Raw genomic sequence first — 25,745 nt, forward strand, 5'->3', positions numbered from 1 at the left:
TAGGTAACGATCTTTCTAAACAGCGCGCCTTCTGGCAAAACACGCCGCTGTATTGAGCAGATGTTGACCAATAGAGAGATTCTCTTGACGAAGAAAACTCAAGCCAAACGGAGTGCCCCGGTCTCGCCAGCCCATGCAAATACGGGTTCTTCGTCGACGCCTTTGCGGCGGCCGCAGGCACAACGCAGCGCCGATACACAAGCGAAACTGATCGACGCGGCAATTGCTTGCCTTCATCGCGTCGGCTATAGCGCTACGACGGTCACCATGGTGGCAGAGGAGGCCAAGGTTAGTCGCGGCGCCATGTCCCATCAGTTCCCTGCAAAAACCGACCTGATGCTGGCGGTCGTCGAGGCAGTGTTCGAAGCGGACGCGAAGTATTACCAGTCAACCGTCATGGCAAAGTCACCCAAGCAGTGGGTTCTCGATCTTCCGGCAACGGTCTGGGAGGCGGTCAGCCGTCCATCGGGCACCGCAGTCATGGAAATCATGCTCGCATCGCGTTCCGACAGCGAACTGGCAGACAAGCTGCGCGCAAAGCAACAGGCCATCGATGCCCGATCGCACGACTGGATTATTGAGCGACTCGCCGCTGCGGGCCTACACGATCGGCCGAATGGAGAAGCCGTCCACCGGCTATTCGTTGCAGCTATCCGCGGCCTATCGATGGAAGCCTTGTTCCGTCGTGATAAGGCCGATAGTGAAAACTCTCTGGCGGTGCTCGGTGAAATTCTCGGCCTGCTCTATCCCGCCAGAGACACTAAATCATCAAAACGCAAAGCACCATCAAAAGGCAAAGCACATTGAACGAGGCACCTCGTCCCGCTCCTAAAAATTTCCTTTGGGGTGTAGCTATCTCCGCGCACCAGAGCGAAGGCAACAATACCAATTCCGACATCTGGCTCGCCGAGAATGTCACGCCGACACTCTTCGTTGATCCTTCCGGAAAAGCCTGCGACAGCTACCACCGTTTTGCCGAAGACATTGCGATTGCTGCCGACCTCGGATTCAACTGCTATCGATTTGGCATCGAGTGGGCGCGCATCGAGCCAGAGCCTGGAAAGTTTTCGATGGCCGAACTCGACCGCTATTCACGCATGCTTGATTTATGCGCGCAGCGCGGGCTCGCACCCATGGTGACTTTCAGCCATTTCTCCGTACCACTCTGGTTTGCGGCGCGCGGCGGTTTCGAGGTAGCCGACGGTGCCGATCTGTTCGCTCGGTTTGCCGAGAAAGCCACCGAGCGGTTGGGTGATCGCATGGCTGCGGCTACCACGTTCAACGAAGCGAATGTGCAGCGGCTACTTGCCCTGATCCGCACGTCCGATGCGCAACCTGGGATTGACGCGATGTTGGAAGCATGTGCCAGGCGATGCGGCTCAGCGCGTTTTTCATCGCTAGTATTTACCGATTTCAAAAAGACCGAGCCGGTGCTGCTGGACGCGCACCGCAAGGCGATGGCCGCGATCAAGGCCGGACCAGGCCGTTTTCCCGTCGGCATCTCGCTGACCATGCAGGACGTTCAGGGTGTTGGCTGGATCAACTTGGCAAAGGTCGTCACCGACCGACTTTACGGCCCGTGGCTGGATGAGGCCAAAGGCGCCGACTTCATCGGTGTACAGACCTACACGCGCGTACAGATAGGGCTACGTGGACGCATCGACCCACCAGCGGATGCCGAGATGACGACTGCCGGCTACGAGTTTTATCCGCAAGCGCTGGGCGCCACAATACGATTGGCTGCCGCTCGCACCGGGAAGCCGGTCTACGTGACCGAGAGCGGCGTCGCCACCGACGATGATTCGCGTCGCATTGCCTACATCGACGCGGCACTGGCTGAAGTAAAGGCATGCATCGATGAAGGCATTGATGTCCGCAGCTTTATCCAGTGGTCACTACTGGATAACTATGAATGGACTGCCGGTTACGGTCAGCGATTCGGCTTGGTCGAAGTCGACTTTGACACGTTCGAACGCAAGCCCCGGCCAAGCGCTTTTCATCTCGGGTCGCGTGCGCGCCAAAACCTTTTTGGGTAACGCAGGCTTTTGTAATACGAATCTGAGTCCTGGCGGCTTCCGTCTCGAGCAAACTTCAAACAGGGACCGATTCAACGGACTGGGCATGCGCTCATTAATGACGCAAAAGTTCGGTCGCGAGCGCCCCTGATCGAAATGCCTTACCAAAGCCTGCACATCTTTCCGTCGTTACGATGGAGTCGCACTGAGAGGCTCACTTTGATGGAAGCTTGGCGCTAACCTCAGGCGCCTGCTGGCCATATGTCAAAGAGACGAAGAACTTTGTCCATGTCGAGCAAACAGTCTCTCCATCCATTGGAATGTGGACTGCCTTTCCCATACCCAAGGAATTTAAGCCGAGCCAAGTCGGCCCAACTCGATTCGAGGACCTAAGCTGAAGGCATTGGGAAGCCGTATTGGTTGCATGGCAATCGTCGATTGCCGCTAAGGGGGAGACTGGACGCGATTTCGGATCGAAAGCTCGCTGACGCCCACGAGTGAAAAAACCATTCATGGCGCGACAAACTCTTGGTTGCGTAACGCCAGCAAACCAAGCAACACCTCATCACGTTCCGAAACAAGCTGGGCAAATGGACGGTTATGGAGTTCTTCTGTTGCACCCTGGGCAATCATCGCGCAAAGCTCAGGTGTAAGAACGGGGGAACCGAGCGCACTCCATAAAGCATTCATCGGACCGGTGAACTGTTCAAGAAAATGCGCGATGCCGCCTTCCCCACCTCCTAGATTGAATAGCATCGTCGGCCCCATCACACCCCATCGAAGGCCCGGACCCCAAGACACGGCGGCATCGGCGTCTTCGACACTGACAACGCCTTCTGCAATCAGATGAACTACCTCACGAAAAAGCGCTGCCTGCAGCCGGTTGGCAACGTGGCCGGGAACCTCCTTGCGAAGACGAATCGTCTTTTTCCCAAGCGACCTGTAGAACCGGGTTGCGCGCTCAATCGTATCCTCCGAGGTCAATGCGCCACCGACGATCTCTACCAAGGGAATCAGATGCGGTGGATTGAAGGGGTGGCCGATGACGCATCGCTCGGGGTGTTTCGTACAAGCCGACTGAATGGAACCCATAGTGAGGCCCGACGAGCTCGACGCAATGATGACGTTGGCATCAAGCAATGCATCCAGATGCTCGTAAAGACCACGCTTGAATTCGATTTTCTCCGGCCCGTTCTCCTGAACAAGATCCGCCGACTTCACGGCCGTTTCAAGATCTCCTGAAAACGTCAGGCGCTCGCGTGACGCGTCTTTGGCTAGCCCCAGCTGCTCTAAAGCTGGCCACGCCTCGCTGATGTATTTGCGCAAACGCACCTCGGCACCAGGCGCGACGTCGTTTGCTGAAACATCAAGGCCGCTTGCCAGAAAAGCAGCTGCCCAACTTGCGCCTATGACGCCTGTGCCAACAATGGCCACACGTTTGATCGGAGAGGTCATGCAATATCCTTGATTTGTCCAACACCGAGGTTCCGCACAAGGCTCGGTGTTTTCAGCAATAGCTATACGACTTACGGCTAAGCCCGGCCACCGGCACCATCGGTGCCGCCGCCAATCACGAGGTTGGTGAATATGTGGGCCGCGCTAAAAAACCAGTCCCAACAAAGCCATGGTCTCGCCGCGATTAGGATCATGGATGCCGCCGTTGGAGATATGACGCACGGCGACGCTGAAATGCTTGGTCTGCCAACCAAGTGAACTGGTGAATTCATAAGGGCTGCTCAGCGCGAGCGTCCGCCCCGTGTTGAAGGTCGGCTGGAAACTGAAAAATAGGTGCCTGTACCAGTCGGCCTTATTGCCGTATTGGAATCGGGCTCCAGCCGCCGCAACGAATGCGTGATCGCGAACGTCATAGCGGCCAGGTCGATAATTGAATTCATTGCGCCCATCTATCCAACCAAAAGAGACATCGGCAGCCCAGCTGAAACGGCTGATGCCAATAGGCGTTGGTTCGAACACATTCTCCAGGAACAGCGTATTCGTACCCCGGCTGTCGGAATAACTTCGTCCCGCCTCGACTTCCAGCGTGTTGGCGCTGGCGGACAAGCTGGAGCAAAAAAGGCAGAAAACCACAATCGCGTGGAAGGGTCGGATCGAATATTTCATATGCGGCGTAGTCATGTGTTGCCTAAGGAAAATTTGTTCCATCAGCGTCGATTGCATTTCCGGGCGACGGCTTGAGCGTGAGGTGCAAGAAGCAAGCCGTATCGAAAGAAGTCGTTGCCGATGTCGATTGCCCTCCTAATCTAAACAGCGAGCCACCAGACGTCTTGGCTCTTTACGCGGGTTTTTGACTTTTCCGATTGGCAACGAATAACGCAAGGGACCGAGCATCCAAAGATTCGCAGCAAGAACTGAGTGCGACCCACAAATTGTTTGGTGTCTTCGGATTACGCCCAAGCTAAATGGGGAGGTCGCTACCAGGCACTTGCAGTCCGCGCATTAGATTGATGACCAAGAGCCGATGTTTCGTGACTGCTCCCAGCCGCCGAACGATGTGGTGAAGCGGAATATCTCGGGCGCTCTAGGGTGCGGCAGTGCGCTTGAAATCGATTTTGATCAAATATCACCAAGTCTGCTAAGAATGAACAAGTCACCGTTGCGGGCTCAGACGAAGCTCGACTCCCGGTCGGCCGATGAGCGATTGAGTGAGGTTTGCCGTCTCGCAAGCTTTCCAACGGCAAGGAATGCTATCGAGCCGGAGAAGTGCAGCGGGCCCGGCAGCAAAGGCTGTTCACACGGCCAAGCTCTGTTGATTCTTTCGGCACGATCTATAGACAACATGCAAGAGATGAGCATCAGCATTTCCCGGAGCTCTGCGATGCTTCTGCCAGTAAAACCGACGCCTAAACGGCAAATAAAGAATTCGGCTGGCTAGTTCCGGGTTTGCTTGACCGTCCTTGCTGGTACCCATGCCAGCGGACCACATTCTGCGGAGACTGCTGATGCCCACTCTGAACTTTACCCGTGTCGCCGACGACTTGGCCCGCCTTCGCGCGGAACGCGAAGCCCTGGTCGCATCGGCGTTCGATGATCTGCAAGCACTGCGCCCATCTCTTGCCGATATGCTGATTGAGCGGATGAGCACACCCCAGCGCGCTGCGCGATGGATGGCCCGCTCACACCGATCTGCCAATCACCGCACTCCCTGGGAGCTGCTTGCCGAGGGCAATGAGGATGAGGTTTGGGACTTGCTCGATCCTCCGGACGAAGTGGATATCAACGTGACGGAGCGCCGTTAAGGCTCTTTGCTCAGAGAATCGCATTGACGCTCTCAGTTATCTGTAGATAGGCCGACTGCATTAAGGATTCCGCTGAGATGGCGAGCCCGATGGCCTTGCCGCTACTTCACCGTATTGCCTCAAATCCCATCAGTGGGATGGATGATTGCAATACGGATGAGCGGAAGGAGTTGGCTCTAGCTCCGACAAGAACCTCGCATGCCGCAAAACCTCAGCTGCCTCAAGCGGTCCGCCATGGCCCATATGAAAGCGCTTCGCGCCGCCCTGGACGAGGCGTTCGAGTTCACGCGCAACCCGTTGCGGGTCATCTTCGAACGGAGGGCGAATAGCATGGCCTTTGAACGCGATACCACCGATCAGAATTCCCGATGCAATCAAGTCACCAACCAGGGCATCTTGCGTCGATAGTTCAATCGCGATCGAGCCGGGGGTGTGCCCTGCCGTGTGGCGGACAATTCCGTCTATGCCAAAATCAAGCAGGCTCACGGCCTTCACTTTATCCATCAGAATATCGGGCTCGAAGCCTTCATAAGGCTCGTGCGGAGCTGGCGTTTTCAGAAAAAGTTTGCCGAACCAACCGGTCGGACAGTAAGTCATCGGCACTTTACGATTATAAAAATCGGCGTCGGCCTCGTGCGCCAAGATGGGTGCACCTGACAGTTTCCGTACACCTGCAGCGCTGCCCGCGTGGTCGGTGTGTGCATGCGTCACGACAATCAACTTGATGTCCTTGAAGGACAGGCCGTGCTGATCGAGTACCCGCGCGATTTTTCGCTCTGAACCGGGTATCCCTGTATCGACGAGTATGCAGCCTGCCTCGCTTTTGATCAGGTGCGCGTTCACCATGCCGAAGGGCAAGATGGGGATCCGAATGATCTCTGGATTAGACATGAGCTTTTCCTCTGAGGTGCATGGGGTTAAATGCAAAACTGTGGGGTCAATCTTCATGGAGCGGATGCGTTGGGCCACCGTGTGAGTGACTCCAGCCATGTGGTGCTAGGGCCGTCACTTCTCACAACGTTCCCGAGCGAAGTCAGTTTCTGCCGGTCGCCGGGCGGGCCGCCCAACATTCTGGACACCTCAATAAGGCGGTCTGTGCATGCTGGGACCTTGAGGGGAATCCTTCCTGCACGATAGATAACGCGAACGTTCTGATCAGATCGGCGACGAGGTCGGGCGCTTCCAGCGGTGAGAGGTGGCCGACCTTAGGCAAGACGTAAAGCTCCGCCTGCGGTATGCGCGGGAGAAGCTCACGCCGCAGTCCTTCCGGTGGATCTACCCGATCGTGTTCGCCCGAGATGACGATGACCGGCACATCGATCGCCGCCACCGCTGTGGCGATGTCTTCCTGACTGCTGGCCAATGGCCACGCCTCTTTCGCTGCAGCAGCACCTGCAAGACTGTCGGCAATGACGGTTTCCCGGTCCTCCGCGTCGAGTCCGTCCGGCGCGAGCACCTGATCGAGCGTGGCGATGATGCTCTCGCGTGAATCGTAGGCCCGCACCATCCCTTCGCGAATCTCAAGTGGAAGATTGAGCGGCGTCGGCGGCGCTGGCGCCACCAGCGCAAGGCCAACCAATCCGCGCGGGCGACGCGACGCGATTAGCTGCGCCACCTTGCCGCCCATCGAATGCCCGACCAGGATGTAACGCTCCAGGTCGAGCGCTTCGACCACGGCCAGCGCATCGTTGGCCATGTCCGCCAAAGCGTAGCCGCTCGCTGGCGCCGCCGACCTTCCCCAGCCGCGCTGATCGATCGCGATGGTGCGCAGATCCGGCGCCAGCGGGTCAACGACGTGCTGCCACGTGCGCGAGGAGCCGCCCCAGTAGTGCAGAAAAACGACGGCGGGAGAGCCGGCGCCGCGCTGCTCAACGTGCAGCTCGATGCCATTGGATACGATCATCATGACTGTGGTCCTAGCGGGAAAGATGGCGAGCTTTGGTCAGGCGGCGGCGTCGAGAATGATGGCCGCCACCGCCTTCGGCTGGGAAAGCATCGGCACATGGCTGCTGTCCACATGCACTACCGTTGCGTTCATCCGGGCCGCCATGCGCTCTTGCTCGACCCGCGGGATCGCATGATCCTGGTCGCCGATGAGGTAGTACGTCGGCCGGCTGCGCCACGCGGCCTGTCTCAACACACCACCCAGCGCGGCACCGTTGATCGGACCCTGAGTAGCAAACGCCACGGTTTTTTCGTCGTCGCTCAGATCCTGCGCGAACAGCTCGAAGATGCCCGTGCGGGTGAGCTTGAGAAAGCCTTCGGCGTCGGGCCGAATCTCGGCATTCAGCGGGGCCGACTGGAACTGGGCGAACAGCGTGCCCGCCGACTCACCGGCGTCCGGCGCGAACGCGTCCACATAGACCAGGCGCACGACCTTGGGATCGTTGCCGGCCTCACCGATCACCGCGCCGGCATAGCTGTGGCCGACCAGTACCGCATCGCCCTCGGCCAGCGTTATCGCGCGGCGCACCGCCGCGACATCCGCCTCGAAGCCCGTGAGCGGCAGCTGCACGGCCGTGACGGCCATCCCTTTTTCGGCAAGCAGCGGAATCACCTTGGCCCAGTTCGAACCATCGCCCCAGGCGCCATGAACCAGAATTACGTTTGATACGGTCGTCATCATCTTTCTCCGTGAGTGGTTGGCCGTCGGCGGCGGTTGAATCGACAGGAGAAAGTCTAGGCTTGGCAGCAGCTGGCGGAAATGACATATTTCCCTCTTATTCTGCCAATCAAGGAAAGCGCCATGCAGCGTCTCGGTGTATCGAGAACCCTCTGGTTCGTGGTGTTTCCCGGCTTCGAATTACTCGACCTTGGGGGACCGCTTTGCGCGTTCAACCTTGCCGTGGACTTCCATCAGGCGCGCTACGACATCCGCATCGTTTCAACCTCCGGCGGACTGGTGCGCGGGTCCTCCGGCGTAGCGATCGACAGCGTGCCGCCGCCGTCGCCGAACCACTTGGATACGCTGATGGTGGTCGGGGCGCCCACCGTGGATATCCTTGACGAGCAAACGGAGACCGCCGCTCTCGTGCGCGCGCTCGCCCCGCGCGCAAGGCGCTCGGCGAGCGTCTGCACCGGCGCGTTTTTGCTGGCCGCAGCAGGATTGCTCGACGGTCGCCGCGCGACCACGCACTGGCGCTACGCCGCCAAACTGCAACAGCGCCATCCGTCGATCAAGGTCGAGGCGGATCGCATCTTCGTTCGTGAGGACGATCTCTGGACGTCGGCCGGCATCACCGCCGGCATCGACCTCGCCCTGGCGATGATTGAAGAGGACTGCGGCATCGAGACGTCCAAAGCGATCGCCCGAGATCTTGTCGTGTATCACCGACGCAGTGGCGGCCAGTCGCAGTTCTCCACCATGCTTGAGCTCGAGCCGCGGCCCGGGCGTATCCGTGACGCCCTCGCCTACGCCCGCACGCACCTGGACGAACGCCTCTCCGTCGAGCAACTGGCCGACGTGGCCAACATCAGCGCGCGCCAGTTTGCGCGCCAGTTCGTCGCGGAAACCGGCGAAACGCCGGCACATGCCATCGAACGCCTGCGCTGCGAAGCGGCGCTTCCGCGCATCGAGGGCACACGAGAACCGCTCGACCAGATCGCGATCAAAGTAGGATTCGGCGCGATGGAGCGTATGCGCCGCGTGTGTCTTCGCATCTACGGCCAGTCGCCACAGGCGCTGCGTCGACGGGGTCGCGCACAGACTTAGGTAATAAGGAAGGCCTGCAAGTGCCTGCCTCCAAGGCGGTTGAATCGGTTACGTATCAAAAATGGAAGTTTCGCGCGCCGCGCTAAGGGGCAAGCCTGCGGCTGTTCGAATGCGTTCCGGACGCATTCGGCGAACCCCTGAGGTTCTCACCCTGTCGTCGTCCGCCAGAAAAGCAAAACGCCCCTTACGGGGCGCTTTGCTTTTCTGGCGGAGAGGGAGGGATTCGAACCCTCGGTGCGCTTACACGCACGCCTGATTTCGAGTCAGGTACATTCGACCACTCTGCCACCTCTCCAAAGGCTTTGCATGGTGGTTCATGCGAGCCGGAGATGATACGCGCAGAGGGCTTTCGTGACAACAACCATGACATCCGGCATGCTCCACCCACTCGCCGCACCAGACAAGTCATGATCGAATTCGGACACGGAACGCACGTTGGCCTGCGCCGCCTGCGCAACGAAGACACCTATTACGCCGACGCATCGCTGGGCCTGTTTCTGGTCGCCGACGGCATGGGCGGTCACCAGCACGGCGAGGTGGCCTCGGCGATGGTGCGCGACACCGTGGTGGATCTGGTCACGCGCGGCCACAGCTTGGTGGAGGCCGTGCAGGGTGCGGGCGAGCGGTTGCTGGCGCATGCGCGCGGAGGCCGCGAAATGCTGCCGATGGGCACCACCATCGCGGCGCTGCGCGTGGTTGCCGACGGTTACGAGGTAGCCTGGGTCGGCGACAGCCGCATCTATCGCTGGAAGGCCGGGCTGCAGCAGATCAGCCACGATCACTCGCTGGTGCAGGCGTTGGTGGAGTCCGGCCAGTTGGACGCCGCGCAAGCGTCGAAACATCCGCAGCGCAACGTGCTGACACAGGCGTTGGGCGTCACGGCGACGGAGCAGCTGCATATCGGCATGGCGCGCGGTCGGCTGGAAGCCGGCATGGCGTTCGTGCTGTGCACCGACGGCCTGACCGAGAGCATCAGCGACGCTGCGATTGCCCACACTGTTACGCGCACGGATCTGGCCTCGCAGGAATGCGTCGATCAGCTCTTGCTCGGTGCGCTTGACGGCGGCGGCGATGACAACATCACGGTCGTCATGGTGCGCTACACCTGACGACCGGATTCGCTCAGTTGAGCTGGCGCCAAAGACTTTTACCGCCGGCGCTTTTATCCAGCGCATCCAGCCGCTGTTCGTGCAGCGCCAGCTCGTCGGCATCGGCACGGAGAATTCGCGGGCGCGCGCGCAGCGTGATCGGCGCCAGGGTAACCGCGTGGTTCTCTTCGCCAGCGCTTTCAAAGCCGAGGTCGAAGGCGACCTGCCCCGATGTCATGGCCAGATAGACATCGGCCAGCAGCTGCGCATCGATGAGGCCACCGTGCAGATCGCGACGCGAGTTGTCCACGCCCAGTCGTTTGCACAGCGCATCCAGGCTGTTGCGCTGGCCGGGGTAGCGATCGCGCGCCATCTTCAACGTATCCAGCACGCTGCAGCGGTCGGTGATGCAACCCAGGCCCTGCTCCAGCGCAGCGAGTTCGGCGTCCAGAAAGCCCACGTCGAAGCTGGCGTTGTGGATGATCAGCTCGGCGCCATCGACAAAGGTCAGAAACTCCTGCACCACGTCGGCGAACAGCGGCTTGTCGAGCAGAAACTCGTCCTCGATGCCGGTGACCTGCCGAGCGCCTTCGTCCATGGGGCGGCCCGGGTTGAGATAGGTCTGGTAGTAGCGGCCGGTGAGGCGGCGCTCGACCAGTTCGACGCAGGCGATCTCGACCAGGCGATGGCCCTGACGCACCTCGAGGCCGGTGGTTTCGGTATCAAGGACGATCTGCCTCATGCCGGGCTCCGGGTTTGGGCAGTCGGCGTTTGCGCCGACGTCGACGGAGCAGATTTCATCCGTTCGGCCTGCTCGCGCGCCGCCTGATCGACGCGCTCGTTCTCGGCATGGCCGTTATGTCCTTTCACCCACTCCCAGCGAACCTGATGCGTGCTCACCGCCTCGGACAGCCGCTGCCAGAGATCCTGATTTTTCACCGGCTTTTTGTCGGCGGTGCGCCAGCCGTTGGCGCGCCATTTCGGCACCCACTGTTCGATGCCCTGCATCACGTAGCGCGAGTCGGTGGTCAGCTTGACCTTGCAAGGGCGCGTAAGCGCCTCCAGCGCGCCGATCGCCGCCATCAGCTCCATGCGGTTGTTGGTGGTATCCGGATCGCCGCCGGCGACCACACGCTCGCCGCCCTTGGCGCGCAGCAGCGCGGCCCAGCCGCCGGGCCCCGGGTTGCCGAGGCAGGCGCCATCGGTGAATGCTTCCACTTCGCTCATCGGTACTCGTCTTTCTGGTCAAAACTAAAGGCTGGCGCTGCGCCGCGTACTCGGCGACAGCCGGCCGGTTGCCGGCACCGCGACCGGGTTGGTTTGAATCCGCAGCGGCGTCACCGCGCGCCGGCGCTTGCGCGCGATAAGCACGAAGCCACCGCCAAGCAGTTTGGCGCTGCTTGCGTGCGCGGTTGCATTGCCCGGCAGTACGCCGCCCACCCGCTGGGCTTGCTCGATGTCGAAACCCTCGCGCTGCAGATCGGTCATCAGGCGCAGCGGCATGCTGAACTTGAGGCCCGCGCCGCGCGAACGCCAGCGGACCCAGGGCGCCCACGCGCTCATCGGATGCACGCCGGTGATTGCGAGCACTCCACCCGGCGCCAGCACGCGAACCGCTTCGTCCAGCAAGGGGCCGGGCACGGTACTGGCTTCCAGAGCATGCTGCAACAGAACCAGTTCAAAGGCGTCATCGACAAACGGCAGCGACTCGTCGCCCGCCGCCAGCAGATCGCCGCGATAGCGGCCACCCTGCAGCTGCATGCGGATCCAGCATCCAAGCATGGGCAGTGCCGGTGGCGCAGCCTCGTCGGGCGAGGTTCCGATCAGCAGCGCGTAATCGCCTACGCAGCGCTGCAAGGCGGGAGTCATCGCCCGCGTCTGCTCATCCTGCAAACGGCGTACCGGCGCACTGGCGTAGATATTTTCGTCGCGTCGGGACATGCGGTCTTTCCGGTTGGAACTACCGTGCGAGTGTAACGGCTCACGGCAAGGCGGTGCCGCTCGCCCATCGATCGCCGTAGGAACTCGGCCGGCGAGCTGAACCATTCATCCGGCGGTTAACGCCTTGATAACGACCCGCCGGGCGGAGCTGTTTATAGTCGCTCGGCTTACGCCTGCCCGACTTATTTGCGCAAGGGGATGATCGAACACCAGACATACCGCCGGCCGTGCGCGAGTTGCGCCATAAGTTGAGAAAAGGCCGGTGACCGCTGCAGCTTTTCGGCAGCCCATTCTCAGATTGTCGATCCAGAGAGTTCGGAGATCCTCGTGCACCTCATACCCTTGCCGGCGCTCGCCGATAACTACATCTGGCTCCTCCATGACGACGAAGGTATGGCGATCGTGGTCGATCCGGGCGACGCCGCGGTGGTGCAGCACGCTTTGACGACGCGACATCTCACTCTGCGGGCGATCCTGCTGACGCACCACCACCCCGATCATATCGGCGGCGTGGCCGAACTGCGCCGTCATCACGACGTGCCCGTGTATGCGCCGACCGACGATCGCATCGGCGAAGCCACGGTGCATGTGCACGACGGCGAACGCATCGCGCTGGCCTCGCCGTGCGTCGAGTTCGAGGTGATCGCGGTTCCTGGGCATACCCTCAGCCACGTGGCCTACGTCGGCGACGGCCTGCTGTTCTGCGGCGATACTCTTTTCAGCATGGGCTGCGGCCGACTCTTTGAAGGTACGCCGCAGCAGATGCTTAGCTCGCTGGATCGGCTGTGCGCACTGCCCGATACCACCGAAGTCTGCGGCGGCCACGAGTACACCCAAGCCAATGGGCGGTTTGCCTGCACCATCGAGCCGCACAATCCCCATCTGCACGAGCGCATGAAAGAAGTAGCCATACTGCGCGCGCAGGAAAAGCCGACGCTACCCGTAACGATAGCCGTCGAACGCGCGACCAATCCGTTTCTTCGCGTGGACAGCGACGCGATCGCGCAATGGTGCAGTCAGCAAGGCGCCACTGGCGACGATCGCATCGCCCGTTTCGCGGCGCTGCGCAGCGCCAAGGACGCTTTCCGTTGAACGCCCGGCGATGGCGGTCGCTGCTGCCGGCCCTGTCGATACTCCTGGCCGCCTGCGTCGGCACGCCCTCGCAAAGTCCTCGTCGAGCGGTTATCAAGAAGCCCGTCGTCGTTATCAATCACGTCACTCCGCCGGCGGTCACTCCACCCTCGGTAAACGTACCCGCGGTGCCCGACTTCTGGCCGCAGATGCGCAGCAGTTTTGCGATGAGCGATTGCGATGCGGACCCTGCCGTCCTGGCGTGGGCGCAGCGCTATACCAAAAACCCCGACCACTTCGAGGATCAGCTGCGCCAGGCGATGCCGCAGTTGATCTATGTGCACGAGGTGGCCACCCGCTACGGCGTTGCCGGCGAATTCGCGCTGCTGCCGTGGATCGAAAGCGGTTTTCAATCGCTGCCGGGACGCCGCAACCGACCCGCCGGCATGTGGCAGATCATGCCGATGACAGCCAACAAGATGGGGCTGCGGGTGGACGGCCGCTTCGACGCACGGCTTGACGTGGATGCTTCCGCCAACGCGGTCATGAAATTGCTCAGCCACTACCACGATAAATTCGACGACTGGCGCGTCGTCGATTACGCGTACAACACCGGCGAATTCAACGTCGCCAAGCTGGTCGACAAATTCGGTACGCCACCGGCGGAACCGGTAATCCCGCATCTGCCGGTCAAAAGCGGCACGAAAGAGCACCTGACGCGACTGCTGGCGATGGCCTGCGTAGTGCGCGAACCAGAGCGCTTCGGCGTCAGCTTGCCGACCATTTCCGACGAACAGCATCTGGTGCAGGTGGGCATCTCGCAATCCATGCCAATGGCCAAAGCTGCGGATCAGGCCGGCATACCGGTGAGCAAGATGAAAGATCTCAACGCGGCGTTTCGCGGCAACACGATGGATGCCGGCGCCGTGTCGTATGTGCTGTTGCCTGCCAATCATGCACAGCAGTTTCGTGACTCGCTACTGCAGACGCCGAGCGCGACTGATACCAATGCCGTGCCGTCTGCGGATGACGTCCAGCAGGACGCCGACGCAACGGCTGAAACAAACCCTTCAAAAGCAGCCACGAGAAAACCGGCACCGAGCGGAAAAACCCATACAGTAAAAAGCGGCGAAAGCCTGTGGCAGATCGCGCACCGATATTCTGTCAGCACCAAGAAACTGCAGCAGTGGAATCATCTGCGTGGCCCTGCGCTGAAGCCTGGACAGGTGCTTAAGGTGAGCGGCGACGAATGAACTTGCCGACGCGGCTGATCCGTCCTGAATTGAGTTGACGCCTTTTTCCTGAAAAAAAGGCGATCTCATGAATTCAAGGATCAAACGCACATAACGGGGCTACACGCTGACTTTTAAGCTGTCGGTGATCGAGCAAGTGGAAAAGACGAGCTGATCTACAGGCAGTCCCTGGCCCGATACCCAGGCCCACCAAGGCATCCAGGGGCGCTCGACCGCGTTCCAGGCACGGCCGGCAAGACTGGCGCGATGGTGCATCATCGATGCCTATGTCGACCTCGCCTAAGAGCCTGTTCGAGGCAATGCTGTCAGCGCCATAAGTGCAGGCTCACAGGATTCCATGGTGGACCTGCCGGAAATGCGAAGCGATGGCAGAGAGTGCCCCCACCGCTTCGGCATTCGTCAGACGATGAACATCGGCAGGCGATCGTTGCTCACCCATACGCCCTGCCGGCGGCCCAGTTCGACATATCTGCCCTGCGCGTACTGCAAGATCTGGTAGCTGGACTCGCCAGGCAATTCGGTGAAAAGGAAATTGTCGGGATCGTTGACGTCGACGCGTCCGGTGCGGGCGTTGTAACGACCTACCTGGAAGATCGGCTCGGGAAAATGGTTACCCGCGTAAGACATGCCGTCGGTCAACATCACCAGCGCACCATCGCGTACGGCCACGGCCTGGTCGACGATGGACATGCCGCAGGAGGTCACCAGCTGTAGGTCGAGATTGATCGAGTCCGGGCCCAGCGATTGCCGGATGACGCTGACCGCGTTCTTCACCACCTGCATGCAGTGATCAAGGCACACCTCGAGGCCGAGGCTCATGCCGTCCCAGTAGATCAGGTTGTCGAGATGCTGGTCGGGATTGAGACGGAAACTGTAGGTGGTGGTGGGGTCCAGGTTGGCATGCGAGTGTGGGTCGGGGCCGTCGATATTGGAAATGTAGTGCTTTTCCATCAGAACATAGGGAACACTGTCATCCATCACCGGCCGCCTGCCACGCAGCATAATGGCCGTGTTGAGCAGGTTCAGCCGCCCATCGGGGCGCGGAGTCATGGCCGAGCAGATGGTGCCAGCGACAATCGTCCAGTCATTGAACAGGGCGGACTGATGGATAGCGTCGTAGAGCGCTTCGGCGAGGGCGTAGCGAGATTCCTCCGGATACGAGCCGAAACTGGTTCCCGGCACGAAGCCGCCACGGCGCACTTCTTCCGCGGAAGCCTTGCGGAAATAGAACTCCGGAACGATGAACACCTTCAGCGTGTCGCTGTCGGCCATGCCATCGTGATCTTTGTAGGTGTTTGCAGTCCAGTACAGGACGTTGACTAGGCGCTGGGCGCGAGCCTGGAGGTCCGGATCCTGAAGCTGGATCAGCGGCGCCTGGCCTTTGGGCTGTACGATGCCATGGTCCGCGGGATAGAACGTGGGCGCCATGAGGCTGAGCGGCAGTATGGAGCGATATCGAGGTGTCGGCATGATGCTGTACTCCTGCAGTGGCTGAGTATGGGTACGCCCTGGTTCAAGCTATGACCCGGGTCCGGGGCGCACCGGAACCCGATCGTCGACCGGCTTTCAAAGCGCCAGCTTTGCCAGCCAGTAGATGGCCCGCGCTGCTTGCAGCCCGATGGTCTGGTCTTCCGCGGCGATCGCCTTCGTGGGCAAGGCGAAAGGCACCGGTATGCCGGGGACAATGACGATCGGGACGCCATGGATATCCGTGGACAGCGGCCGCGGTTCGGGCACGCCGGCGAACGCGTGGCGCAGCGCCATGACGATGCCCGCCAGTACGAGGATGGCGAGCATGGCGATCAGCAGCACGATGTACTTTATGGGAGGAACGGGAATCTTCTGGATAAGGTTCGCGACGAAGCCGACGGCGATTTGGCAATCGAGGTTCAACGGGCAATTCAGCGTCCGGGCGAGTTCGTCCTGCACTAGATCACCGGGTTGCTGGATGAAGGTCACCTCATAGGATTTTCCCTTGACGATCACGGGAGCGACGAGGCTTCGCTTGCCCTGGACATTGGTTTGCGCAAGGTAATCGACGCGACTTATGTCCGTTCCCAGCGGAGTGGGCGCGTGAAGCGTCAGCCAGTCGATGACATGCCGGGGCAGCACAACTTCCTGGCTATTCGCCTGCACCACGAAGAAATCGCCATCGGGTTGTGGCGCACCGGACGGCCACGAGGACTGGCTCCAGGCGTCGGGAAACGCAACGACGATCACCTGTTCGGGAAGTGGCCGAGGTTCGTAGCGCTGCCTGGTCATGGGTTCAGTCCTTTCGTGCCAGCGCCGTCACGGCTTCATAGGCGAAAAGGCCTTCCACGATAGCCGTGCCGCTCAAGGCCAGCGAGGCGAAGATGAGCGGCGTGGCCTCGTTGCCCAGGATTTGCATCATGAAGGTGTAACCGGCTTCTGCGCTCGGTATCGCCGTCGCGTTGAGCGCGTCGGCGGCCGCGAGCGGTGCCGTGACGATGCTTCCGGTCGCCGCCATGGCTCAGCGGCCCGGTGCGGGTGGAAGGTTGTAGAGCTTGCGGATGCGATCGAGCACCTTGTTGTTCTCTTCCGTGATGATGCGCATCTGCTCATCTGCGTCGCCTTCGACGCCGAGCAATGCGATGTTCGTCGCAACCTTCGTCATCGACTCGGCGATTCGTTCCACGGCCTCGCTGAGTTGCGAGATCGATTCCTTCTCGTTCATCGCCTTGTCCTCGCAGAATGGGTGGTGTCGTCATTCGACTCCAGGAGTGGATGCCTCGGCTTTCCCGGATCGACGACGAGCTGCCGGTTGACGTACTGGATGCAATCCGCGAATGGGCGGGGACCAAAGGCCGGGGGCTGGTCTTCCGATAGCGAACTGGCGGGCACGATGGTGAGAATCCTGTCCTCGCCGGTGTGCACCACCGCGTAGTGCGGCACGACGAGGTTTGCCTTGAAGCCCTGTTGCGCGCGCGAGGTGATCTGCTCGATGAGCATCCGGTTGTAATCCTCCATGGGCGTTTCGTTCGTCATGGCGATGCGAACGCCTCGATGGATGCCTTGAGCCCGGCGATCTCGCGTGCCAGTTCATTGGACGTGAACACGGTGACGGCGGATCGTGCCGTCGTGGGTGACGTTGTCTGTACGGCGTTTACCGCGTCGGCGAGAATCATCTGCCGCAACCGGTACATAGCATCCTGGTTGGCGACCTGCGACCGCGCCGCCATGCCAGTGCTGCCGACCTGGTTGGAAAAGGCCAGATCGCTCAGGGCGCCAGGAAGTTCGGCAATGGTCGCGCCGGCCACGGAAACCGCTCCCTTGGGGCCGGCGCTGCCGTCGGCCTCTTCGATGGATATGCTTACGTCTATCGTTTCCATGTTTACGACCCTCTGAAAAGCCGGGATGGCCGCACGGCCATCCCGGAGTCATTGCCGCAAGGCGATTACCGCGAACGCTTCACCCTGAGGACGATGCCGCGACCAGTATCGACGGCCACTTCCACATCATCCTTGGTGAACTTCCCTGGGATGAAGACCTCAAGTGCCCGGCCATCGGGCACGACAACCACCAGCTGTCCCTGATCGTTGATCGCCAGATCGAGATCACGAAGCCGCAGGTGCTTTGCGCCCTTATGCGGAGCGGCGAAGGCTTCGACGGAGGCCTTGAGATCGGCGATCGTCTGGGCAAGCTCGTTGTTGGTGAGCACATCCAACGCGGAACGACTGTCCATCGGGCCGAGATCGGACACCGTGTTGACCGCTTTCGCCACGATCGGTGTGCTGATCTGGTTACCGGCCTGCTGGTTGGCCACAGCGTTCTGCTGGCCCAGGTTGGTGGTGGATACCACGTTCGAGTAGGCCAGGTTGGACAACAAGGCCGGCTGCTCCGAGATCGCCTTGAGGTTGCCCGTCGCCACCGCACTGACTATCTGTTCATGTAACATGATCCGTCCTCCTGATTAACGGCAGTGCTATCGACTTACTTGGGGAACGCCTGCAGCGTTGCCTTCAAGTCGGCGATGGTCTGTGCCAGCTCGTTGTTGGTCAGGATGTCGACGGCCGAACGGGCTTCCAGGGGGCCGAGGTTGCTGATCGTGTTGGAGGCCTTGGCCACGATGGAGATACCGAGCTCATTCATGGCCTGCTGGTTGGCCACGGCGTTCTGCTGCGACAGGTTGGTGCTGGCCACGGTATTGGAGTAGGCCAGGTTGGACAGCATCGCGGGCTGTTCGGAGATGGACTTCAGATTGCCGATTGCAACTGCGCTCACGACGTCTTCGGGAAGGGTTGCCATACGAATTCTCCTGTTAGAAGGTGATGGTTGATGTATCCGACTTGCCTGATGAGAGCCTCCTGACGGAGGCATCCACCGCATTCACTTGCGATGAATGCGCATGAATTCGCTATGCGGGTGGCGCGATCCACGAACACCCGTCATGTGTCGTCCTGGGACTGGCGCCCCTGCTCCTTGTTCTTGATGAGCCGCTCCATGTCCTTGACAATCTTCTCTATGTCCTTGCCCATCTGGTCGATGGAGGACTGGTTCTTGCAGCCGGCGTTGTCGATTATCGCCACGCATTTGGCCGTGGCGGCCATCTGCACTTGGTTCATCGCCTGCTGCTGGCTCAGACTGATCTGCTGCTGCATGTTCTGGTTGAAGATCTGCTGGGCGAGTGCCAGGTTCGCCAGGATGGCTGGTTGCTCGCCGATCGATTTCGCGTTGGATATCGCGATTGCCTGGACTATGTCATCCGGAAGTTGGCCAGCCATGTGTCCCCCATGGATTAAAGGGCGACGTGTTGTCGTTCGCCCGTTTCGATGGAGTGATCTTATGAGCGCAGGTACCGGATACAAGTATCGTTACCGTAACCGCGGATGCCGTGTTGCGGTAACAATGCCTGACTGCAGCGGCTCTGGAGTTATCGTCGGAGACGCAGACCCAGTCGACTCCATCCATGCGCCATACACTCCTAGCCGTCGGCAATTCGGCTGATGCCGTTTTCTTGACGCCGGCATTCGCGCCCGGACGAGAGGGCGGAGGTCCAAGGGGCAGGTCGACGCGTATCGGACATCCTTCCATCTGACCCGTACGCCCCCACAGCACGCCACTGGGCCGGGCGCGCGCCATCTAGGACGGAGTGGGATTTCAAGGAGGGGGGAATGTGGTGAAGAATGACAACGAAGTCAGTGAGGATGTAGCCAAGGGAGAGATACGAGTCGCTTACGAGTCGGTGCTGGCCAGTGAAACCTTCCTGAAGGCACATCGCATGCGTCGCCTTTTCCGATACCTCGTGGATCAGGCGCTGGAAGGTTGTTCGGGCAATGTCAGCGAGTACACCATCGGCATCGAGGTATTCGATCGGCGGCCGGAAGATTTCATCTCAGAGGATCCAGCCATCAGGGTGCAGGTGGGCCGACTCCGTCACCGCCTGGCCGGCTACTACACCGAACACGCGGTATCGGGCGATGTCGAGATCAGTATCCCGTTGGGACGTCTGACGCCGGTGTTCCGCCGTATCGTGCGGCCGGAGCAGTCGGTGGCGCAGGACGACCGCCTTCTGGTTCAGCCGATCAGATATCTGGCGGACCGCACGGAAGGCAGAGCGTTCGCAAACGGACTATACGAAGAGCTGATCAACCAGCTGTTCTCATCATTCGGTGATGTTTTCGTGCGCCAGGAGGCGGCATCGGACGCCGCAGGCCCCGGCACGCCGCGCCGGCTTATCGAGGGCAGCATGAGGGTGGACGCGGAGCGGATACGTACCTCCATACGACTGGTCGATTACTCGCTTCGGCGTATCACATGGGCGCAGAATTTTGATCGCTCCGTGCAGTTCGGTATACGGGAGCAGGAGGAACTGGCGGCATCGATATGTCATGCGTTGCGTGGTGTGGTATCGACGTGACACCCGCAAACGATTCGTTCGATGCTCGCCACGAGTTCCGCATGCGGTTGGCCGCTCTACGCTGAGGTTTTCCGCGTGGCTTTGGCTACATTTGCGCCTTGTTGATCTGGATCTTGATTTTCGCTCTCAGCTGATCGATCAATTCGCTGGTCGCTTCGGCACCGTAGGCCTGGGCCATCTGCTGGCGCAAGGCATCGCGCTCTTCGGTCGGAACCTTGGACAGATCGCCGTCCTGTACCTTGTCCACCGCCAGCAGTGCGAACGTGCCGTCGCCCATGTCCACCGCGGCGAACTGCGACTTGCCGGCTGCCGGGTGCGGCATCAAAAACGCCTGCTTGAGCAGCGGCGCCGGCGTGGGCGTGGTCGTTGCAGAAGCCTGAGGCGCCTGACTGCGAACGGCCTCGGCCACTGTCTTCAGCGGTGCGTTGACCGACGCGGCAACCGACTGCATGGCTTCACCCTTGTTCAAGGCAGCGACCATGTCCTGCGCCTGCTTCTTTTCAGCGGCCAGCGTGCGCTCGCCGAGAATCTTTTTCTGCACGTCGGCCTTGACCTCGGCCAGCGGACGCAGCGCGGCCGGCACGAGCTTGTCGATATGCAGCACGACCGAATGGTCGTTGCCCAGGTCGATCAGCGCCGAGTTATTGCCCTGGACCAGCACGTCGTCGCCAAAAGCGGCCGCGACAAACTTGGGGTTGGACGACAGCGCATCGCTGCCGCCCTTGCGCGAGAACAGGGCCGTAGTCTTGATCGGCAGGCCGAGCGCCGCGGCAGCCGGCTCAAGCGACGACGGGTTCTGATAGGTATTGTCGGAAAGCTTGCCGGCCACCTCGTTGTACTTGCGATCCTTGCCGCCGGTGGAAAGCTCCTTGACCAGCTGATCGCGCACTTCGTTGAACGGCTTGGACTCGCCGCTGCGCAGGTCGCGCAAAAAGATGATGTGGTAGCCGTCGGGCGAAAGCACCGGCTTGGAAATCTGATTCTTCTGCAAAGCGAACATCGCCGCTTCGAACGGCGCATTGGTCACGCCCTTCTGCAGCCAGCCCAGATCGCCGCCCTGCAATTTCGAACCCAGATCCTCGGAATCCTGCTTCGCCAGGCTGGCGAAATTGCCGGGCGTGGCCTGCGCCGCAATTTTCTCGGCCTTGGCCAGTGCAGCCTTCTGCTGATCCGGCGTGGCGTTGGTCGGCACGTTGATCAGGATGTGCGACACCAGCCGCTGCTCGGGCTGCACGAAGCGCTGCTTTTCGTCTTCGTAGCGCTTTTTGAGTTCGTCGTCGCTGGGCGCCGCATCGGGCTTCAGATCGGCGCCGTTGACTTCGAGATACTTCACCGAAACCTGCTCGGGATTCATGTAATCGGCCTGATGCGCCTTGTAGTAGGCGTCGATCTGGGCGTCGGTGACTTGAGCATCGGCAAGCTTCGGCCGCGGCAGCACGAAGTAACGCAGATCGCGGCGCTGGCTGATAAGACTGAGAAAACGATCCGTGGTGGCATCGGTGATGATGGTGCTGTCGTTGACCGCATCGGGAATCAGCTGAGTCGCCAACGATGCGCGAATTTCGTTTTCGAAGCTGTCGGGCGTCTGCCGCTGACTTTCGAGATAGGTACGGTACGTGGTCGGATCGAACTGGTTGTTCAGCTGAAACGCCGGGATCGTCGCGATGTAATCGCGAACCGCCTGATCGGATACGCGCATGCCCCAGTCGTCGTTGGCCTGCAGCAGGAGCTGCTGATCGACCATCGCATCGAGAATCTGCTGTTTGACCTCGGGCTTTTCGAACGCGGTGGAGTCGAACTGGTCGCCCTCCTGCTCGCTGAGTTGCTGGCGCCGCTGGTTCACGCGCGTCTGGAAATCATTCTGGGTGATTTCGTGCTTGCCGACCTTGGCCACGAACGTATCGTTGTGCGAGGTGAAATAGCTTTCCATACCGAACAGCGACATCGCCAAAACGCAAATACCCAGAAGAATGACCGATGGCCACCCATGCATCTTGTTACGTATTGCCTGCAGCATCGAAATCTTCCCGCAACGTGATTGATGGCGCGTCAAACGGGTACCCACCAGTAGCACAGACATAGCCGCAAGCGGCCGCTACCTGTTTACTGCACCCCAACAAACGCGCACTGCCGAAATAACAAAGGCGCCACAGGGGCGCCCTTGCGAACTGTGGCGGAGCGGACGGGACTCGAACCCGCGACCTCCGGCGTGACAGGCCAGCATTCTAACCAACTGAACTACCGCTCCACATTTTTCTGGTGGGTGCTGTAGGGATCGAACCTACGACCACCGCCTTGTAAGGGCGACGCTCTACCGCTGAGCTAAGCACCCGAAACCAAGCAGCCGCTTAGTTTAAGGCATCCTTGAGAGTCTTGCCAGCCTTGAAAGCGGGTACTTTCGAAGCCTTGATCTTGATCGCTTCGTTCGTGCGCGGGTTGCGGCCGGTACGTGCTGCGCGCTTGCGCACGGTGAAAGTGCCGAAACCGACCACCGAAACGTCTTCGCCCGCTTTCAGCGACTTCTGCACGGTGGCGAAGAAAGCCTCCAGGGCGCGGCCGGCGTCGGCCTTGGTCAGTTCGGCGGATTCGGCGATGGCATTGATCAGATCAGTTTTATTCATTGAGAAACTCCCTTGATTCGGTTTACGGCCGGCGTTTATCGGAAATGGAGGAAAAGGCGCCGACACGGATGGTTAAATCTTTGCTCTTACTCTTGCTAAGCGCCGTTACGCAACCCGCATGACTGCGCTCACACGTAGCGCCTGGATTGCGATAACGTCTTTATACCAGTGCGTTGCCAGACTCCGCAACACAAGCTGCACCAACGTTTTTGGCCTGTACACACTTGACAAAATCGGTTGCGAAACAAAAGCGGAACCGTCACGACGGAACATCGTGTTGCAATGATCGTCATCCACAAAAAAAATGCTCCGCCGCAGCGAAGCATTTCTTCAAATCGCCACAACCCTATCCATGACGTGCGACACGCCGCCGATCAGTGCGTGCGCGAGTGCACTTCCGGCGGCTCGCCGACCGCGGCCGTAGGCGTCTCTTCCTTGGCCTGATTCGGCTGCAGCGGACGCTCCAGCGCGATGTCCAGCACCTCGTCAATCCAACGCACCGGATGAATCTCCAGCGACGAGGTGATGTTCGCCGGCATGTCCGCCAGATCCTTCTTGTTGTCTTCAGGAATGATCACCGTGGTGATACCGCCGCGATGCGCCGCCAGCAGCTTTTCCTTGAGGCCACCGATCGGGAGCACGCGACCACGCAGGGTGATCTCACCCGTCATCGCCACTTCGGAACGCACCGGCACCTTGGTCAATACCGACACCAGCGCGGTGCACATCGCGATGCCCGCACTCGGACCGTCCTTCGGCGTGGCGCCTTCCGGAACATGGATATGGATATCCAGTTTCTGATGGAAATCCGGGTCGATGCCGAGCTGATCGGCGCGCGCGCGCACCACCGAAAGCGCCGCCTGAATCGACTCTTTCATGACATCGCCCAGCTGGCCGGTATGCACCAGCCGACCCTTGCCGGGAACGACCGATGCCTCGATGCTCAGCAACTCGCCACCGACCTGAGTCCATGCGAGACCTGTAACCAGACCCACTTCGTTCTGCAGTTCCTTGCGCCCGAAGTCGAAGCGGCGCACGCCAAGATAATGCTCGAGATTGTCGGAGGTCACCTTCACCTTGCCGACGTTGGCCTTGGCTTTGGCCTTGGTCGACTTCGTCGATGCAGCGACGCCGGCCTTGGCCTTATTCACTTCGCCAAGAGTCAGTTCCTTGACCACCTTGCGGCATATCTTGGAGATCTCGCGCTCGAGATTGCGCACGCCCGATTCGCGCGTGTAATAACGCACGATGTCGCGCACCGCTTCCTCGTTGACGCTCAGTTCTTCAAGCTTCAACCCGTTGGCCTTGAGCTGCTTGGGCAACAGATATTTCTGCGCGATGCCGATCTTTTCATCCTCGGTGTAGCCGGGAATGCGGATGACTTCCATGCGGTCCAGCAACGGACCGGGAATGTTCAGCGAGTTGGCCGTCGCGATCCACATCACTTCGGAAAGATCGAGATCGACCTCCAGGTAATGATCGTTGAACGCGTGGTTCTGCTCCGGATCCAGCACTTCGAGCAGCGCCGATGAGGGATCGCCGCGGAAGTCCATCGACATCTTGTCGATCTCGTCCAGCACGAACAGCGGATTTTTTGCGCCTACCTTGTTGAGGTTCTGCACGATACGCCCCGGCATCGAACCGATATAGGTACGGCGATGACCGCGAATTTCCGCTTCGTCACGCACGCCACCCAGGCTCATGCGCACAAATTTGCGATTGGTCGCCTTGGCGATCGACTGTCCCAGCGAGGTCTTGCCCACGCCGGGCGGGCCGACCAGACAGAGAATCGGGCCTTTCATCACGCTGACCCGCTGCTGCACGGCGAGGTATTCGAGGATGCGATCCTTGACCTTTTCCAGACCGAAGTGATCGGCGTCGAGCACTTCCTGTGCCATCTGCAGATCCTTGCGAACCTTGCTGCGCTTTTTCCACGGCACGCCGACCAGCCAGTCCAGATAGTTGCGCACGACTGTAGCTTCCGCCGACATCGGCGACATCTGCTTGAGCTTGTTGAACTCCTGCCGGGCCTTCGTCAGCACCGCCTTCGGCATGCCGGCGGCTTCGATCTTTTTCTGCAGATCTTCGACTTCGTTGGTACCGTCTTCGCTGTCGCCGAGCTCCTTCTGGATCGCCTTCATCTGCTCGTTGAGGTAGTACTCGCGCTGGCTCTTTTCCATCTGCGACTTGACCCGGCCGCGGATGCGCTTTTCGACCTGCTGCAAATCCATCTCGCCGTCGACCAGCCCGATCAGCAGCTCCAGGCGCTCGCCCACGTCGGTGGTTTCAAGCACCTTCTGCTTGTCGGCCATACGCACCGAAAGATGCGCTGCGATAGAGTCGGCAACGCGCGACGGATCATCGATACCGGAAAGGCTGGCCAACACTTCAGGCGGCAGCTTGCGGCTTTGTTTGACCAACTGCTCGAACAGCGAAATCAGGGTACGAGACACCACGTCGAGCTCGCGCTCCTTGGCGTTGTAGACCGGCTCGATCACGCGCGAACGCGCGGTCAGCATGCCGCCCTCTTCGCGAAAATCCTCGACTGCCACGCGCGACTGGCCCTCGACCAGCACCTTGACCGTACCGTCGGGAAGTTTCAACAGCTGCAATACGCCGGCGAGCGTGCCGATCTGATGCAGGTCGGAAATCTCCGGATCGTCGATATCCGGGGATTTCTGAGCGACCAGCAAAATCTGCCGCTCGCCCTCCATCGCCCGCTCGAGCGCGCGCATCGATTTGTCGCGTCCGACAAACAGCGGAATGACCATGTGCGGGTAAACCACCACATCTCGCAATGGCAATACCGGCAGCGCGTCAATCAGCACGGGAGGTGAGATGTTCTTGGCCATCGAAGAGGGTTCCCTCGGAAATCGAATATAAGTTAGCCCCGACACGGCGTCGGGTGC

Annotated in this window: 28 protein-coding genes and 3 tRNA genes; 8 read left to right on the plus strand and 23 right to left on the minus strand. The window is 60.3% G+C overall.

What is annotated here, in order from left to right:
- The first annotated feature begins 84 nt into the window (after positions 1-84).
- Together HDE76_RS03210 and HDE76_RS03215 are read left to right on the plus strand one after the other, a co-directional pair.
- Positions 85-807, plus strand: coding sequence for a TetR/AcrR family transcriptional regulator (locus HDE76_RS03210; protein WP_218861926.1), 723 nt, complete (start codon positions 85-87; stop codon positions 805-807).
- Positions 804-2,036 carry a family 1 glycosylhydrolase gene (locus HDE76_RS03215; RefSeq protein WP_179476877.1) on the plus strand — a complete coding sequence of 411 codons (1,233 nt, stop codon included), beginning with the start codon at positions 804-806 and terminating at the stop codon, positions 2,034-2,036. The genes HDE76_RS03210 and HDE76_RS03215 overlap by 4 nt, the downstream gene beginning before the upstream one ends.
- Positions 2,037-2,525: 489 nt before the next feature.
- On the opposite strand, the gene HDE76_RS03220 is transcribed toward HDE76_RS03215, so the two are convergent.
- Complete coding sequence (locus tag HDE76_RS03220) at positions 2,526-3,470, minus strand: 3-hydroxyacyl-CoA dehydrogenase NAD-binding domain-containing protein (RefSeq protein WP_179476878.1); 945 nt, start codon at positions 3,468-3,470, stop codon at positions 2,526-2,528.
- A gap of 144 nt (positions 3,471-3,614) precedes the next feature.
- A complete protein-coding gene (locus tag HDE76_RS03225; protein WP_255457556.1) occupies positions 3,615-4,151 on the minus strand; it encodes an acyloxyacyl hydrolase in 537 nt (178 codons plus the stop codon).
- Positions 4,152-4,975: 824 nt separating this feature from the next.
- Here HDE76_RS03225 and HDE76_RS03230 point away from each other — a divergent pair.
- The gene (locus tag HDE76_RS03230) at positions 4,976-5,272 is read left to right on the plus strand and encodes a DUF2384 domain-containing protein (protein WP_179476879.1); all 297 of its coding nucleotides are present in this window, start codon (positions 4,976-4,978) and stop codon (positions 5,270-5,272) included.
- A gap of 129 nt (positions 5,273-5,401) precedes the next feature.
- Here HDE76_RS03230 and HDE76_RS03235 read toward each other — a convergent pair whose 3' ends face one another.
- The 3 genes from HDE76_RS03235 to HDE76_RS03245 form a co-directional block, all read right to left on the minus strand.
- Positions 5,402-6,163: an MBL fold metallo-hydrolase gene (locus HDE76_RS03235; protein WP_184505359.1), complete on the minus strand. Its 762-nt coding sequence runs from the start codon at positions 6,161-6,163 to the stop codon at positions 5,402-5,404.
- A gap of 142 nt (positions 6,164-6,305) precedes the next feature.
- Positions 6,306-7,178 carry an alpha/beta hydrolase gene (locus tag HDE76_RS03240; protein WP_179476881.1) on the minus strand — a complete coding sequence of 291 codons (873 nt, stop codon included), beginning with the start codon at positions 7,176-7,178 and terminating at the stop codon, positions 6,306-6,308.
- Between the two features lie 36 nt (positions 7,179-7,214).
- A complete protein-coding gene (locus tag HDE76_RS03245; RefSeq protein ID WP_179476882.1) occupies positions 7,215-7,895 on the minus strand; it encodes an alpha/beta hydrolase in 681 nt (226 codons plus the stop codon).
- Between the two features lie 123 nt (positions 7,896-8,018).
- Here HDE76_RS03245 and HDE76_RS03250 point away from each other — a divergent pair, with 123 nt between their 5' ends.
- Complete coding sequence (locus tag HDE76_RS03250) at positions 8,019-8,984, plus strand: DJ-1/PfpI family protein (protein ID WP_179476883.1); 966 nt, start codon at positions 8,019-8,021, stop codon at positions 8,982-8,984.
- Positions 8,985-9,189: 205 nt separating this feature from the next.
- Here HDE76_RS03250 and HDE76_RS03255 read toward each other — a convergent pair.
- Positions 9,190-9,279: transfer RNA gene (locus tag HDE76_RS03255), tRNA-Ser, on the minus strand.
- A gap of 112 nt (positions 9,280-9,391) precedes the next feature.
- On the opposite strand from HDE76_RS03255, the gene HDE76_RS03260 reads away from it, so the two are divergent.
- A complete protein-coding gene (locus tag HDE76_RS03260; RefSeq protein WP_179476884.1) occupies positions 9,392-10,093 on the plus strand; it encodes a protein phosphatase 2C domain-containing protein in 702 nt (233 codons plus the stop codon).
- 13 nt (positions 10,094-10,106) lie between these two features.
- Here HDE76_RS03260 and dnaQ read toward each other — a convergent pair whose 3' ends face one another.
- Genes dnaQ through HDE76_RS03275 form a run of 3 tightly spaced genes read right to left on the minus strand, consistent with a single transcriptional unit; the run spans position 10,107 to position 12,013 of the window.
- The gene (dnaQ, locus tag HDE76_RS03265) at positions 10,107-10,814 is read right to left on the minus strand and encodes a DNA polymerase III subunit epsilon (RefSeq protein WP_179476885.1); all 708 of its coding nucleotides are present in this window, start codon (positions 10,812-10,814) and stop codon (positions 10,107-10,109) included.
- Complete coding sequence (gene rnhA / locus HDE76_RS03270) at positions 10,811-11,299, minus strand: ribonuclease HI (RefSeq protein ID WP_179476886.1); 489 nt, start codon at positions 11,297-11,299, stop codon at positions 10,811-10,813. Before rnhA ends, dnaQ begins: the two co-directional genes overlap by 4 nt.
- A gap of 24 nt (positions 11,300-11,323) precedes the next feature.
- A complete protein-coding gene (locus HDE76_RS03275; protein ID WP_179476887.1) occupies positions 11,324-12,013 on the minus strand; it encodes a methyltransferase domain-containing protein in 690 nt (229 codons plus the stop codon).
- Positions 12,014-12,340: 327 nt separating this feature from the next.
- Here HDE76_RS03275 and gloB point away from each other — a divergent pair, with 327 nt between their 5' ends.
- Together gloB and HDE76_RS03285 are read left to right on the plus strand one after the other, a co-directional pair.
- On the plus strand, positions 12,341-13,105 hold the full coding sequence (gene gloB, locus HDE76_RS03280; protein WP_179476888.1) for a hydroxyacylglutathione hydrolase: 765 nt from the start codon (positions 12,341-12,343) through the stop codon (positions 13,103-13,105).
- Positions 13,102-14,337 carry a LysM peptidoglycan-binding domain-containing protein gene (locus tag HDE76_RS03285; protein ID WP_255457557.1) on the plus strand — a complete coding sequence of 412 codons (1,236 nt, stop codon included), beginning with the start codon at positions 13,102-13,104 and terminating at the stop codon, positions 14,335-14,337. The genes gloB and HDE76_RS03285 overlap by 4 nt, the downstream gene beginning before the upstream one ends.
- Positions 14,338-14,736: 399 nt before the next feature.
- On the opposite strand, the gene HDE76_RS03290 is transcribed toward HDE76_RS03285, so the two are convergent.
- From HDE76_RS03290 to HDE76_RS03330, 9 genes are all read right to left on the minus strand, one after another.
- Positions 14,737-15,807: a hypothetical protein gene (locus HDE76_RS03290; RefSeq protein ID WP_184505361.1), complete on the minus strand. Its 1,071-nt coding sequence runs from the start codon at positions 15,805-15,807 to the stop codon at positions 14,737-14,739.
- A 96-nt stretch (positions 15,808-15,903) separates the two neighbouring features.
- On the minus strand, positions 15,904-16,599 hold the full coding sequence (locus tag HDE76_RS03295) for a hypothetical protein (RefSeq protein ID WP_255481392.1): 696 nt from the start codon (positions 16,597-16,599) through the stop codon (positions 15,904-15,906).
- Positions 16,600-16,603: 4 nt separating this feature from the next.
- Positions 16,604-16,825: a hypothetical protein gene (locus HDE76_RS03300; RefSeq protein ID WP_179476890.1), complete on the minus strand. Its 222-nt coding sequence runs from the start codon at positions 16,823-16,825 to the stop codon at positions 16,604-16,606.
- 3 nt (positions 16,826-16,828) lie between these two features.
- Positions 16,829-17,032, minus strand: coding sequence for a Ras family protein (locus HDE76_RS03305; protein WP_179476891.1), 204 nt, complete (start codon positions 17,030-17,032; stop codon positions 16,829-16,831).
- Positions 17,029-17,343: a hypothetical protein gene (locus HDE76_RS03310; protein WP_184505363.1), complete on the minus strand. Its 315-nt coding sequence runs from the start codon at positions 17,341-17,343 to the stop codon at positions 17,029-17,031. Before HDE76_RS03310 ends, HDE76_RS03305 begins: the two co-directional genes overlap by 4 nt.
- On the minus strand, positions 17,340-17,687 hold the full coding sequence (locus tag HDE76_RS03315; protein WP_184505364.1) for a hypothetical protein: 348 nt from the start codon (positions 17,685-17,687) through the stop codon (positions 17,340-17,342). The genes HDE76_RS03310 and HDE76_RS03315 overlap by 4 nt, the downstream gene beginning before the upstream one ends.
- Before the next feature lie 65 nt (positions 17,688-17,752).
- Positions 17,753-18,226 (minus strand): hypothetical protein, encoded by a 474-nt coding sequence (locus HDE76_RS03320; protein ID WP_343205636.1) that lies wholly within the window; start codon positions 18,224-18,226, stop codon positions 17,753-17,755.
- Positions 18,227-18,288: 62 nt separating this feature from the next.
- Positions 18,289-18,603 carry a RebB family R body protein gene (locus HDE76_RS03325; RefSeq protein ID WP_166946612.1) on the minus strand — a complete coding sequence of 105 codons (315 nt, stop codon included), beginning with the start codon at positions 18,601-18,603 and terminating at the stop codon, positions 18,289-18,291.
- Positions 18,604-18,743: 140 nt separating this feature from the next.
- Positions 18,744-19,079: an FAD-binding monooxygenase gene (locus HDE76_RS03330; RefSeq protein ID WP_179476895.1), complete on the minus strand. Its 336-nt coding sequence runs from the start codon at positions 19,077-19,079 to the stop codon at positions 18,744-18,746.
- Positions 19,080-19,471: 392 nt separating this feature from the next.
- Between HDE76_RS03330 and HDE76_RS03335 the strand changes: the two genes are divergently transcribed.
- Positions 19,472-20,215: a hypothetical protein gene (locus tag HDE76_RS03335; RefSeq protein ID WP_343205637.1), complete on the plus strand. Its 744-nt coding sequence runs from the start codon at positions 19,472-19,474 to the stop codon at positions 20,213-20,215.
- A gap of 85 nt (positions 20,216-20,300) precedes the next feature.
- Here HDE76_RS03335 and HDE76_RS03340 read toward each other — a convergent pair whose 3' ends face one another.
- From HDE76_RS03340 to lon, 5 genes are all read right to left on the minus strand, one after another.
- Positions 20,301-22,232 carry a SurA N-terminal domain-containing protein gene (locus tag HDE76_RS03340; RefSeq protein ID WP_184505368.1) on the minus strand — a complete coding sequence of 644 codons (1,932 nt, stop codon included), beginning with the start codon at positions 22,230-22,232 and terminating at the stop codon, positions 20,301-20,303.
- A gap of 154 nt (positions 22,233-22,386) precedes the next feature.
- Positions 22,387-22,463: transfer RNA gene (locus HDE76_RS03345), tRNA-Asp, on the minus strand.
- Positions 22,464-22,472: 9 nt separating this feature from the next.
- Positions 22,473-22,547, minus strand: a tRNA-Val gene (locus tag HDE76_RS03350).
- 16 nt (positions 22,548-22,563) lie between these two features.
- Positions 22,564-22,836, minus strand: coding sequence for an HU family DNA-binding protein (locus HDE76_RS03355; RefSeq protein ID WP_179476897.1), 273 nt, complete (start codon positions 22,834-22,836; stop codon positions 22,564-22,566).
- Positions 22,837-23,210: 374 nt separating this feature from the next.
- Positions 23,211-25,688 carry an endopeptidase La gene (gene lon, locus HDE76_RS03360; RefSeq protein ID WP_179476898.1) on the minus strand — a complete coding sequence of 826 codons (2,478 nt, stop codon included), beginning with the start codon at positions 25,686-25,688 and terminating at the stop codon, positions 23,211-23,213.
- Positions 25,689-25,745: the final 57 nt, after the last annotated feature.

The organism is Rhodanobacter sp. ANJX3 (assembly GCF_014200755.1).
In the GTDB taxonomy this organism is placed as follows: Bacteria; Pseudomonadota; Gammaproteobacteria; order Xanthomonadales; family Rhodanobacteraceae; genus Rhodanobacter.

What these genes read in the sequence shown, in the direction of transcription:
- HDE76_RS03275 (WP_179476887.1), bottom strand. Translation starts at nt 12,013, where the DNA reads ATGTCCCGACGCGACGAAAATATCTACGCCAGTGCGCCGGTACGCCGT.
- HDE76_RS03225 (WP_255457556.1), bottom strand. Translation starts at nt 4,151, where the DNA reads ATGACTACGCCGCATATGAAATATTCGATCCGACCCTTCCACGCGATT.
- HDE76_RS03240 (WP_179476881.1), bottom strand. Translation starts at nt 7,178, where the DNA reads ATGATGATCGTATCCAATGGCATCGAGCTGCACGTTGAGCAGCGCGGC.
- HDE76_RS03355 (WP_179476897.1), bottom strand. Translation starts at nt 22,836, where the DNA reads ATGAATAAAACTGATCTGATCAATGCCATCGCCGAATCCGCCGAACTG.
- HDE76_RS03305 (WP_179476891.1), bottom strand. Translation starts at nt 17,032, where the DNA reads ATGAACGAGAAGGAATCGATCTCGCAACTCAGCGAGGCCGTGGAACGA.
- HDE76_RS03300 (WP_179476890.1), bottom strand. Translation starts at nt 16,825, where the DNA reads ATGGCGGCGACCGGAAGCATCGTCACGGCACCGCTCGCGGCCGCCGAC.
- HDE76_RS03295 (WP_255481392.1), bottom strand. Translation starts at nt 16,599, where the DNA reads ATGACCAGGCAGCGCTACGAACCTCGGCCACTTCCCGAACAGGTGATC.
- HDE76_RS03260 (WP_179476884.1), top strand. Translation starts at nt 9,392, where the DNA reads ATGATCGAATTCGGACACGGAACGCACGTTGGCCTGCGCCGCCTGCGC.
- HDE76_RS03330 (WP_179476895.1), bottom strand. Translation starts at nt 19,079, where the DNA reads ATGGCTGGCCAACTTCCGGATGACATAGTCCAGGCAATCGCGATATCC.
- lon (WP_179476898.1), bottom strand. Translation starts at nt 25,688, where the DNA reads ATGGCCAAGAACATCTCACCTCCCGTGCTGATTGACGCGCTGCCGGTA.
- HDE76_RS03315 (WP_184505364.1), bottom strand. Translation starts at nt 17,687, where the DNA reads ATGGAAACGATAGACGTAAGCATATCCATCGAAGAGGCCGACGGCAGC.
- HDE76_RS03235 (WP_184505359.1), bottom strand. Translation starts at nt 6,163, where the DNA reads ATGTCTAATCCAGAGATCATTCGGATCCCCATCTTGCCCTTCGGCATG.
- HDE76_RS03250 (WP_179476883.1), top strand. Translation starts at nt 8,019, where the DNA reads ATGCAGCGTCTCGGTGTATCGAGAACCCTCTGGTTCGTGGTGTTTCCC.
- HDE76_RS03245 (WP_179476882.1), bottom strand. Translation starts at nt 7,895, where the DNA reads ATGACGACCGTATCAAACGTAATTCTGGTTCATGGCGCCTGGGGCGAT.
- HDE76_RS03220 (WP_179476878.1), bottom strand. Translation starts at nt 3,470, where the DNA reads ATGACCTCTCCGATCAAACGTGTGGCCATTGTTGGCACAGGCGTCATA.
- rnhA (WP_179476886.1), bottom strand. Translation starts at nt 11,299, where the DNA reads ATGAGCGAAGTGGAAGCATTCACCGATGGCGCCTGCCTCGGCAACCCG.
- HDE76_RS03340 (WP_184505368.1), bottom strand. Translation starts at nt 22,232, where the DNA reads ATGCTGCAGGCAATACGTAACAAGATGCATGGGTGGCCATCGGTCATT.
- HDE76_RS03290 (WP_184505361.1), bottom strand. Translation starts at nt 15,807, where the DNA reads ATGCCGACACCTCGATATCGCTCCATACTGCCGCTCAGCCTCATGGCG.
- HDE76_RS03230 (WP_179476879.1), top strand. Translation starts at nt 4,976, where the DNA reads ATGCCCACTCTGAACTTTACCCGTGTCGCCGACGACTTGGCCCGCCTT.
- dnaQ (WP_179476885.1), bottom strand. Translation starts at nt 10,814, where the DNA reads ATGAGGCAGATCGTCCTTGATACCGAAACCACCGGCCTCGAGGTGCGT.
- HDE76_RS03325 (WP_166946612.1), bottom strand. Translation starts at nt 18,603, where the DNA reads ATGGCAACCCTTCCCGAAGACGTCGTGAGCGCAGTTGCAATCGGCAAT.
- HDE76_RS03310 (WP_184505363.1), bottom strand. Translation starts at nt 17,343, where the DNA reads ATGACGAACGAAACGCCCATGGAGGATTACAACCGGATGCTCATCGAG.